At 75.1% G+C, this 9575-nt stretch carries 10 protein-coding genes and 2 pseudogenes; 6 read left to right on the top strand and 6 right to left on the bottom strand.

Annotated elements, in window-relative coordinates; genetic code table 11:
• Positions 1–427 (top strand): DUF4870 domain-containing protein (locus D476_RS0117380; protein WP_017625205.1); only part of this gene is annotated, 427 nt, incomplete at its 5' end.
• 43 nt (positions 428–470) lie between these two features.
• On the opposite strand, the gene hemW is transcribed toward D476_RS0117380, so the two are convergent.
• Positions 471–1703 carry a radical SAM family heme chaperone HemW gene (hemW, locus tag D476_RS0117385; RefSeq protein ID WP_017625206.1) on the bottom strand — a complete coding sequence of 411 codons (1233 nt, stop codon included), beginning with the start codon at positions 1701–1703 and terminating at the stop codon, positions 471–473.
• 307 nt (positions 1704–2010) lie between these two features.
• Here hemW and D476_RS0117390 point away from each other — a divergent pair, with 307 nt between their 5' ends.
• From D476_RS0117390 to D476_RS39110, 4 genes and pseudogenes are all read left to right on the top strand, one after another.
• On the top strand, positions 2011–2556 hold the full coding sequence (locus tag D476_RS0117390) for a copper resistance CopC family protein (RefSeq protein ID WP_017625207.1): 546 nt from the start codon (positions 2011–2013) through the stop codon (positions 2554–2556).
• Between the two features lie 83 nt (positions 2557–2639).
• Complete coding sequence (locus tag D476_RS0117395; protein ID WP_017625208.1) at positions 2640–3248, top strand: copper chaperone PCu(A)C; 609 nt, start codon at positions 2640–2642, stop codon at positions 3246–3248.
• Positions 3248–4546: a Dyp-type peroxidase gene (locus tag D476_RS0117400; RefSeq protein WP_017625209.1), complete on the top strand. Its 1299-nt coding sequence runs from the start codon at positions 3248–3250 to the stop codon at positions 4544–4546. The genes D476_RS0117395 and D476_RS0117400 overlap by 1 nt, the downstream gene beginning before the upstream one ends.
• A gap of 91 nt (positions 4547–4637) precedes the next feature.
• A pseudogene (locus D476_RS39110) lies at positions 4638–4913 on the top strand (IS30 family transposase); the annotation flags it as partial.
• 237 nt (positions 4914–5150) lie between these two features.
• Here D476_RS39110 and D476_RS0117405 read toward each other — a convergent pair.
• A complete protein-coding gene (locus D476_RS0117405) occupies positions 5151–5681 on the bottom strand; it encodes a sigma-70 family RNA polymerase sigma factor (protein WP_017625210.1) in 531 nt (176 codons plus the stop codon).
• 77 nt (positions 5682–5758) lie between these two features.
• Here D476_RS0117405 and D476_RS38540 point away from each other — a divergent pair, with 77 nt between their 5' ends.
• A complete protein-coding gene (locus D476_RS38540) occupies positions 5759–5929 on the top strand; it encodes a zf-HC2 domain-containing protein (RefSeq protein ID WP_017625211.1) in 171 nt (56 codons plus the stop codon).
• A 284-nt stretch (positions 5930–6213) separates the two neighbouring features.
• Here the strand turns inward: D476_RS38540 and D476_RS0117415 are convergent, their stop codons facing one another.
• From D476_RS0117415 to D476_RS0117430, 4 genes and pseudogenes are all read right to left on the bottom strand, one after another.
• Positions 6214–6777 (bottom strand): hypothetical protein, encoded by a 564-nt coding sequence (locus tag D476_RS0117415; RefSeq protein ID WP_017625212.1) that lies wholly within the window; start codon positions 6775–6777, stop codon positions 6214–6216.
• Between the two features lie 276 nt (positions 6778–7053).
• The gene (locus D476_RS0117420) at positions 7054–8595 is read right to left on the bottom strand and encodes a multicopper oxidase family protein (RefSeq protein WP_017625213.1); all 1542 of its coding nucleotides are present in this window, start codon (positions 8593–8595) and stop codon (positions 7054–7056) included.
• Positions 8596–8661: 66 nt separating this feature from the next.
• Positions 8662–8877, bottom strand: coding sequence for a hypothetical protein (locus tag D476_RS39115; RefSeq protein ID WP_017625214.1), 216 nt, complete (start codon positions 8875–8877; stop codon positions 8662–8664).
• Positions 8878–9239: 362 nt separating this feature from the next.
• A pseudogene (locus tag D476_RS0117430) lies at positions 9240–9575 on the bottom strand (M56 family metallopeptidase); the annotation flags it as partial.

The following is a 9575-nucleotide window of genomic DNA, read 5'->3' on the forward strand; positions in this document are numbered from 1 at the left end:
CCAGCAGCAGCCCCAGCAGGGCGGCTACGCGCAGCCCGGCTACGACCAGGTGTACGGCCAGCAGGGCGGCTACCAGCAGCAGGGGTACGGCCAGCAGGGCTACGGCCAGATGCGGCCCGACGAGGAGGGCACGATCGCGCTGGCCCACATCGGCGGCGCGTTCATCCCGCTCATCCCGATCATCCTCTTCTTCTCCAAGAGCGACGCGTCGCCGTTCGCCAAGCACCACATGGCGCAGGCGACCAACTGGGCGGTCGCGATGATCATCGCCAACTTCGTCAACGTCCTGCTGATGATCGTCCTCATCGGGTTCATCACGTACCCGATCACCCTGATCCTGGCCCTCGTCTACGGCTTCAAGGCCAACGGCGCGGCGAAGCAGGGCGAGTGGTTCACGTACCCCTTCGGCGTCCCGGTCGCGAAGTAGGACCCGCCCGCGCTCCAGCGGGGCCGCGCGGCACCGCCCTCACTCAGGTGAGGTCGCGGACCACCGCGTCGGCGAGGAGGCGGCCGCGCCGTGTGAGGACGGCGCGGCCGCCTTCGTGTGCCACCGGGTCCAACAGGCCCGCGCCGACGGCGCGCGCTGCGGCCGCCCTCCCGTCGTCGTCGAGGAGGTCGAGGGGGCAGCCCTCCGCGATGCGCAACTCCAGCAGGACGCGCTCGAAGCGGCGCTCATCCCCGGTGAGCACCTCGCGCGCGTGGCCGGGCGAGATGCCCTGCGCCAGGCGGGCGGCGTAGGCGGCGGGGTGCTTGACGTTCCACCACCGGGTGCCGCCGACGTGGCTGTGCGCGCCGGGGCCCACGCCCCACCAGTCGCCGCCGGTCCAGTACAGGCGGTTGTGCTCGCTCCGGGACTCGGCGCCGCGCGACCAGTTGGAGACCTCGTAGGCGCGCAGGCCCGCGCCCTCCAGCATCGCGTCCGCGACCAGGTACCGGTCGGCCAGCACGTCATCGTCGGGGGCCTGCAGCTCGCCCCGCCGCACGCGCGCGGCGAGGCGGGTGCCCTCCTCCACGATGAGGGAGTAGGCGGACACGTGGTCGGGGTCGGCTTCGAGGGCGGCCTCCAGGGAGGCGCGCCAGTCGTCGTCGGTCTCGCCGGGGGTGCCGTAGATGAGGTCGAGGTTGACGTGCTCGAACCCGGCCTCGCGCGCCCAGGCGGCGCACTGCTGGGGGCGCCCGGGGGTGTGGGTGCGCTCCAGCACCTCCAGCACGTGCGGGCGGACGCTCTGCATGCCGAAGGAGACACGGGTGAAGCCGGCGTCGCGCAGGCGCTTGAGGTAGTCGGCGTCGACGGTCTCGGGGTTGGCCTCGGTGGTGACCTCGGCGCCGGGGGCGAGCCCGAACTCCCGGTCGATCGCGGCCAGGACCCGGCCCAGGTCCTCGGGCGGCAGGAGGGTCGGGGTGCCGCCGCCGACGAAGACGGTGCGGACGGGCAGGTGCGCCTCCCCGAGCACCCGCCCGGCGAGGCGGACCTCGCGCACGGCGAGGTCGGCGTACCCGTCCCGGGAGGCGGTGGCGGTCCCGTCCCGGGAGACGAGCTCTTCGGCGGTGTAGGTGTTGAAGTCGCAGTACCCGCAGCGGGTGACGCAGAAGGGCACGTGGACGTACACCCCGAAAGGCCGCTCCCCGAGCCCTTCGAGCGAGGCGTCGGGCAGGGACCCGTCCGACGGAACGGGGTCGCCGTCGAGGACAACAGAAGGCATGCCTCCAGTGTCGGTGATCGGGGCCGATGACCGCGCCGGGCGGCCGCGCGCCGGTGCCCGGCCCCGCCCCCGCACCCGTGGGCCCGCCTCCGGCCACGGCATACCCCGCGTGCCCCGGCGCGTACCCGACCTGCTCTGAGAATCGCCGGGAACCAGCGGGCCTCCGCCTCCGACTACCGAGAACGGAACGCGCGCACGGCTCGGCGAGGAGGCGGAAGGCACAGTGCTCACCAGGTTCACCGGACCGACCGGGCCACGGGGCCGACGCCTTCCGGCCTTAGGCGCGGCCGCCGCCCTCGCCGTTGGCGTGGTCCTCACCGCCCCGGCCGCCCCCGCGCTGGCGCACGACCGGCTCGTCTCCTCCACCCCGGAGGCCGAGGAGCGCCTGGCCTCCGGGCCGGACGAGGTGGAGCTGGTCTTCAGCGGCGAGGTGATGGACGTGGGCGCGGCGGTCACCGTCCTCGACGCCGACGGCGCCCAGGTCTCGCAGGGGGAGGCGGGCATCGACGGCGACACGGTCGCGCAGGGCCTGTCCGAGACGCTTCCCGACGGCGGCTACGTGGTGCGCTGGAGGGTCGTCTCCAGCGACGGCCACCCCATCAGCGGGGCCTTCTCCTTCGCGGTGGGCGAGGATGCCGGGCTCTTGGACCCTGCGGCCGCCTCCCCCGCCGCGGACACCCCCGGTACGGCGGCCTCCGACGACGCCGCGGAGGACGGCGCGCAGGCACAGGCCGACGGCGCGGCCCGCTCCGGGGTTCCCCTGTGGGGCGTGGCCGGTGTCGGCGCGGCCGTGGGCCTCCTCCTCTACCTCGCCGTCTCCACCGTCCTGGCGCGGCGGCGCCGGTCGGATTGACCCTTCCCGCACCGCACACGACCGATCTCCGGCCCGTCCGCACCCGCCGGGCCGTGGCACCCGACCCTGAAGGGACGATTCCCATGCCCATCCCCCGCCTGCGACTCACGGTGGCCGCCATGACGGCCGCCACCGTCACCCTGAGCGGCTGCGGCGCCGCCGACGGTTCGGCCCCCGACCCCTCCCCCGGCTCCGCGCAGGGCGCGGACGACCAGGCCGCCTCCGTGGAGGTCGCCGACGCCTGGGTGAAGGCCGCCACGGAGGAGGACGGGATGACGGGGGTCTTCGGCACCCTGGACAACACCGGTGAGCAGGAGGCCACGGTCACGGCCGCCGACGCCGGGGACGTGGCCGGGCTCGTCGAGCTGCACGAGGTCGCCACCGGGGAGGACGGCAACCCCGCGATGCAGGAGAAGGAGGGCGGCTTCCCCGTCGGCGGCGGGGCCGCGCACACCCTGGAGCCCGGCGGCGACCACATCATGCTCATGGAGCTGGGGCGCGACCTGGAGCCGGGTGAGGAGATCGCCGTCGAGCTGGAGTTCGCCGACGGTTCGGCGCTGGAGTTCACCGCCCCGGTGAAGGACTACGAGGGGGCCAACGAGAACTACCAGGAGGGCGGCGGCGACGGCGGGCACGAGGGGCACGGTGAGGACGGCGGGGACGATGAGTACGGCGAAGGCATGGACCACTGATGGTGCGCCGCGATGGACCCGACGACCCGGACGCTTCCGGTGGCCCCGATGACCCCGGCGGGACCGGCGGGCCTGCCGACCCCGCCCGCCCCGGGCTCACGCGCCGACGCCTGTTCCGGGGAGGGGCGGCCGCGGGCCTGGGGGCGGGGGCCTTCATGGGCGCGGCGGCCCTGGGCGAGCGGCTGCTCACCCCCTCCCGTCCGGCGGAGAAGGAGCCGCTGCACGGCGGACGCACCGTCCCCTACCACGGCTCCCGGCAGGCGGGCGTGGAGACGCCGCCGCAGGCGCACGCCCGGTTCGTCGCCGTCGACCTGAAGAAGGACGTGGACGCCGAGGGGGTGCGCCGCCTGCTGAGGCTGCTCAGCGACGATACGGCCAAGCTCACCCAGGGGGACCCCGCGCTGGCCGACTCCGAACCGGAACTGGCCGGGGTGCCCGCCCGACTGACCGTCACCTTCGGCTTCGGGGCCGGGCTGGTGGAACGCGTCGACCCCGGAGCCGTCCCGGCCTGGCTGGCGCCCCTGCCCGAGTTCTCCCGGGACCGCCTGGCCCCCGAGTGGAGCGGGGGCGACCTGCTCCTGCAGATCTGCGCCGACGACCCGCTCACCGTGGCGCACGCCGCACGGATGCTCGGCAAGGACGTGCGCGCGTTCGGGGCGGTGCGCTGGGCGCAGGAGGGGTTCCGGCGCTCCTACGGCTCCCAGCCCGAGGGCACCACCATGCGCAACCTGATGGGGCAGGTCGACGGCACGAACAACCCCGCCCCGGGAAGCGAGGACTTCGAGCGCCTGGTGTGGATCGGCGACGAGGGGCCGGAGTGGCTGCGCGGCGGGACGGGCCTGGTGCTGCGCCGGATCGCCATGGACCTGGACGCCTGGGACCGGCTCGACCGGCCGGGCCGGGAGGAGGCCGTGGGCAGGCGCCTGTCGGACGGTGCCCCGCTGACGGGGACGCGCGAGCACGACGAGCCGGACTTCACGGCCGCCACGCCGCTGGGCTTCCCGAAGATCGCCGAGTTCGCCCACATCCGCCGGGCCCGTTCGGACGACCCGGACGAGCGCTTCTTCCGGCGCGGCTACAACTACGAGGCGGCCTCCGGGGACGGTGCGGACTCCGCCGGGCTGATCTTCGCCGCGTACCAGGCCGATGCGGTCCGCCAGTTCGTCCCGATCCAGCGGCGCCTGGACGATCTCGACCTGCTGAACGAGTGGGTCGTGGCGATCGGGTCGGCCGTGTTCGCCGTTCCCCCCGGGCACGGGGAGGGCGGCTTCATCGGAGAGGGCCTGTTCGCGCCGTGAACCGCCGCACCGAACGGTGGCCGGAGGGGCGCCCCGACGGCGTCCGGGCGATCGGTCCCTGGTCGAGCACGCCGCCCGGTCCACGGTGCTCCTGCCGCCCCACCCGAAGCGGTCGCTGCCCCGGGACCAGGGCCCGGAGAATGCCCGACCACCAGGCGTTCGCCCCGGCCACCGACATCCCGGTGTTCTTCTGCGACCCGGTCGGCCCCTGGCAGCGCGGCTCGAAACGAGGACACGAACGGCCTGCTGCGCCTATTTCCCCAAAGGCACGGACCTCTCGGCGCACTCCCGCGAGGACGTGGAGGCGGTGGCCGCCGAGCCCAACGCGCGGCCGCGAATGACGCTCGGCTCCTGGGAGCGCACAGCAACGGGCAGCGGTGTCGCGACGCCCCCGGGAATCCGCCGGACCGGGGAGGCCCCACCGGCTCGGCCTGTGGCCGCCCGGCGTCCTTTCCGCCGGGTCGGCCACAGGCCTTTCACCGGTTCATCACCGCGCGGCTGTGGCGACCGCACTCCGTTGGTCGGAGGGCCGGGGGCGGTGGTTCCCCGCTCCTCCGGGGGTCCGGCGGGCGCGCGCCCCGGTGCGGGCCCGCCATCGCCCGGGTCAGCCCGCCATCGCGCGGATCAGGTCGGACCGGGCCCGGGCCACCCGCGACCGCACCGTCCCCACCGGCACCCCCAGCTCCTCCGCCGCCTCGGCGTAGGAGTAGCCGTGGATCCTGGTCAGCACGAACGCGCGGCGCCGGTCGGGGCCGACCTCGGCCAGCAGTCCGGCCAGGGCGACCTCCTCCTCGAAGCGGGCACCGGGGTCGGCCAGGAATCCGGCGCAGGCCGCGTCCTCGGGAAGCGCCGTGGTCCGGGGGCGCGCGGCCGCCCGCCGGTAGCGGTCGGCCACGGTCCTGCGCGCGATCGACTTCAGCCAGGTGCGCACGGACGACCGCCCGGCGAACCCGGGGAGCGCCGTCATGGCCCGCTCGTAGGTCTCCTGGGTGAGCTCCTCCACCCACAGGGGGTCCACGCGGTGGGCGATGAACCGGGCCAGGTCCTCCCTGGTCTCGGTGATCAGGCGTTCCAGCGCACGGTCGTCGCCCCGTCCGGCGGTCCCGGCCAGGACGGTCAGTTCCTCGTCGTTCACCGCGCCCCTCCCGTGCACCGGCCGACGCGCCCCGGACGTCCCGCCCCGGTCGGGCGATGGGCGATCATGGGCGGGTGATGTGCGAGGAATGCCGGACGGCGCTGTCCGCCGAGATCGACGGCGAGGCGACCGGCCGGGACGCGCGGGCCGTCCGCAGGCACCTGTCCGAATGCGCAGGGTGCGCCCGCTGGCTCGACGCCTGCTGGGCGCTGGAAGGGCTCCTCGACGCCACCGGAGGCGGCCGATGAGGGGCCGGGGCGGGGCGGGGTCATTGCACATGCTGGTCGTACGGGTTGCACAGCCGTTCCTCTGCTGCTGAGTAGCGCCACCGCGCGGCGGTCCCCGCACCTGCGGGGCGGCCGCGGCAGCGGCGACCGGCGCACCGGCGGAACCACTGCGGAAGCCGGTGCGCACGACGGAGGCGGTCGGCACGCGGCCGACCATGGACGGGGTCGCTCCCCTCCCGGCACCGGCGCTCCGTGCCGCACGCCGACACGGGCCGACGCAGAGGCGGAGCGGATGTCCGGAGGGGTCAGCAGCAGTGCGGCGGGCCGCGCAGGACCACGGTGTGGCGCAGTCCGCGGGTGATACGGCCCCCGTCGCCCCGGTCGGGGCGGCGCCCGGGCGGAGGCGCCGGTGCGGCGGAGCCGCCGACGCCCCCGACCAGCAGGACCGGAAGGATCAGCAGGCCGAGGAGGCGGAGCAGGCGGAACAGGGCGGCCTCACCCTGGCGGAGCCACCAACCGCTGACCAGCGCGGCGGCGGCGTGGGCGGCCAGCATCCCCGTTCCGCCGTCGGCCACCTCGGCGCCCACCGCGGCCCCGGTGTGGTGGGCCCCGCCCCCCGCCTGCACGTAGGAGAACAGCAGGTGCAGGGCGAGCTGGCCCCACAGCATCAGGCCGCAGATCCCGGCCAGCCCGCGCTCCTTGTCGGCGGCGGCCCAGGCGAGGGCGAAGAGCAGGAGGAACCCGCCCAGAGGCCCCGCCGCCGGCAGGGCGTGGTCGGACATGGCGGCGTGCCCGGCGGCGGACACACCGACCGACACCGAGGCGAACACCCCGGCGCGGACGGTGCGGAACTCTTCGGGCCTCGCCATGGTGCGATCATCTTCGCACCGGCCGGGCCGGTCCCGACAAGGCCCCCGGGACACCGGTGAGCGCCTGAAGGGCCGGTGCCGATGGCGTGGGCACGGCACGGTCCGGCCGCTTCTCCGGCGCCTTCCCATCGTCCTCCCGGGCCTTCCGGCGTGCTCCGGCCCGGAAAGGGGCGTCGGCGGGCCCCTTACTCCGAAAGCGGAGGCGCGGTCCGGGCGGCGCCGCGGCGCCGCCCGGACACGGGGGACTCCGGGATGCGGGCGCATCCCCGGCCGCGGCTACGCGGTGTAGGCCATCAGCCCCATCATCCCGGCCTCACCGTGGTAGATGTTGTGGCAGTGCACCAGCCACTGCCCCGGGTTGTCGGCCTCGAAGTCGACCTTCACCGATTCACCGGGCAGGACGATCACGGTGTCCTTCCTCGGGCCTCCGCCTGCGATCTGGAAGGTGTGGCCGTGCAGGTGCATCGGGTGCCACATCGTCGTGGAGTTCTTGAACACGAGCCGCACGCGCTGCCCCTGCTCGCATTCATAGGCGCCCTTCGTGGGGTCCTCGTGGTCGAACCGCCGCCCGTTGAGTGCCCAGTCGTAGGCGCCCATGGTGCCGGTCAGCTCGATCGTGTGCTCGGCCTCCGGGCTCCGCTGCTCCAGGCGCACCTCCGGGGCGGCCTTCAGCTCCGTGGCGTGCACGATCTTCCCGTCGAGCCCGTCGGGGCGCACGTCCTTACCCGGGGCCCGCCCCGACCCGGTGCGCACCACCCCCAGCGCCGTGGCGTCCTTGCCTTCGGCCAGCGCCACCAGCGGGAACACGCCGTCCTCCAGGGTCACCAGCACGTCGTAGCGCTCCCCCATGCCGAGCACGACCCCGTCGACCTCCCGGTGCTCGACCGGGTAGCCGTCGGTGTGGGTGACCGTCATGCGGTGCCCGCCCAGGACGACCCGGTAGGCGGTGTCGCCCCCGGCGTTGACCAGGCGCAGGCGCAGGCGCGCCCCCGGCTCGGCCGTGAAGGTCCGCGGGTCGTCGGCGGGGCGCCCGTCGACCAGGTGCATCGGGTAGTAGATGTCCCCGGCGTCGCCGCCCAGCAGCTCGCTGGAGGCGCCCATGAGGGTGTTGCCCATGCGCATCGGTGCGTCCCCGCCCATACCGTCGATCCCGCCTTCGCCGTGGCCGCCGTGGTCCATGCCGCCGCGCACCTCCTCCAGCACGGCGTCGGGGGTGGTTCCGTCGACCCCGTCCAGCCAGTCGTCGAGCATCACCACCCACTCCTCGTCGTAGGCCAGGGGCTCGTCGGGGTCGTCCACGATGATCGGGGCGTACAGGCCCCGGTCGATCTGGGTGCCCACGTGCGGGTGGAACCAGTGGGTCCCCGGCGTGTCCACGATGAACCGGTAGGTGAAGTCCTCGCCGGGCTCCACGGCCTTCTGGGTGACGGGTGGGACCCCGTCCATGTCGTTGCGCAGAGCGAGGCCGTGCCAGTGGATGGAGGTGGGGTCCGGAAGCCGGTTCTCCAGGGTGGCCTTGAGGGTGTCACCGGCGGAGACCCGAAGCTCCTCGCCGGGCAGCGCGTTCCCGTAGCTCCAGGTGCGCACGGTGCGGCCGCCGAGGTCCAGCTCGGACTCGGCGGCGCGCAGGGTGAACGCGCGCTCCCTGCCGGTGCCTGCGCGCTCCTTCTCGACGGCATCGACGATGGCGTCGGTGGGGGTGACCAGGGCTCCGGAGGGGGAGCCCGCGGCACCGGTGCGGCCGCAGGCCGCGAGCAGACCCAGGCCGGAGACGGCGGCGCCTGCGCCGATGAAGGAGCGACGGCTGAATTCGGGCATGACTGAACTGTCCTTCGCGTGAAAGAGGTGTGCGGATCGGTTTCGGCGTGGGGTCAGCGCCGGGTATCAGATCCGCAGGATCGACAGTTCTGCCAGCTCGGGCGGGGTGGGCGGGGCCGCGCGCGCGGCATGCGGCAGGGGGAGCGGACGCGGCGCGGGGCCGGGGAGGATGAGCCGGGCGCGGGACGGCAGGGCCACGTCGACGATCACTTTGGCGGTCTGGCAGGTGCCCGACGCCGGGCCGCAGTCGTTCTGCCCCCCGTGGTCGTGGCCGGAGGGCACGGCCTGAGGGTGCGCGAGGTCGGCGCCGCCCGTGGCCGCGCCGCCCCCGGACCGATCGCCGTCGGCGAGCGCAGGGTGGGTGTGCTGCGGGGCCTGCGGGGCGTCGGCCGCCGCTGCCGCGGCGGGGGGCGGAGGGGGCNNNCGTCCGCAGCGCCTGCCAGGGCACCGAGCCGTGGTGCGCGACAAGGGCGAGGACCGCGAGCAGCAGGGCCGCGAGCACGGCAGCGTACGCCCCGGCGGGGCGGTGCGGTGCTCGCGCACCCGTCGCCGTCGGCCGCATCGTCCCCCGTTCCCCTCGCCCGTTCCGCCCCCAGCGTGCCGCATGAACCGGCCGCCCGCGCGCACTCACCGCGTGGCGCCCCTCACAGCAGGAACAGGAACGCGAGGTGGTGCAGTTCGATGCAGGTCGAGGCCACTCCCCCGGAGGCGACCCCGGTCCCGCCGAGGAGGGCCGGACCGGCCACCGGGTTGGCCGACGGAGGCTCGTCCATCAGCGCCTCCACCCGCCGGACGACCTGGAAGTCGGCCAGCCCCGGATGCCACTCCGGGCCGGGCCCCGGCGCGGCCAGGGAGACCTGGGCGATGGTGCGGGCCACGAGGCCGCGGTCGCCGACCGCCGCGGCCGCCTCCTCGTCGGCCCAGCGCTCCAGGTCGAACCGGAGACGGCGGTGCACCGGCGCCAGCGGCGGGGACAGGGG

It is taken from the genome of Nocardiopsis chromatogenes YIM 90109, from assembly GCF_000341185.1.
Lineage (GTDB): Bacteria > Actinomycetota > Actinomycetes > Streptosporangiales > Streptosporangiaceae > Nocardiopsis_A > Nocardiopsis_A chromatogenes.

What these genes read in the sequence shown, in the direction of transcription:
- D476_RS0117415 (WP_017625212.1), bottom strand. Translation starts at nt 6,777, where the DNA reads ATGGCGAGGCCCGAAGAGTTCCGCACCGTCCGCGCCGGGGTGTTCGCC.
- D476_RS0117400 (WP_017625209.1), top strand. Translation starts at nt 3,248, where the DNA reads ATGGTGCGCCGCGATGGACCCGACGACCCGGACGCTTCCGGTGGCCCC.
- D476_RS0117395 (WP_017625208.1), top strand. Translation starts at nt 2,640, where the DNA reads ATGCCCATCCCCCGCCTGCGACTCACGGTGGCCGCCATGACGGCCGCC.
- D476_RS0117420 (WP_017625213.1), bottom strand. Translation starts at nt 8,595, where the DNA reads ATGCCCGAATTCAGCCGTCGCTCCTTCATCGGCGCAGGCGCCGCCGTC.
- D476_RS38540 (WP_017625211.1), top strand. Translation starts at nt 5,759, where the DNA reads ATGTGCGAGGAATGCCGGACGGCGCTGTCCGCCGAGATCGACGGCGAG.
- hemW (WP_017625206.1), bottom strand. Translation starts at nt 1,703, where the DNA reads ATGCCTTCTGTTGTCCTCGACGGCGACCCCGTTCCGTCGGACGGGTCC.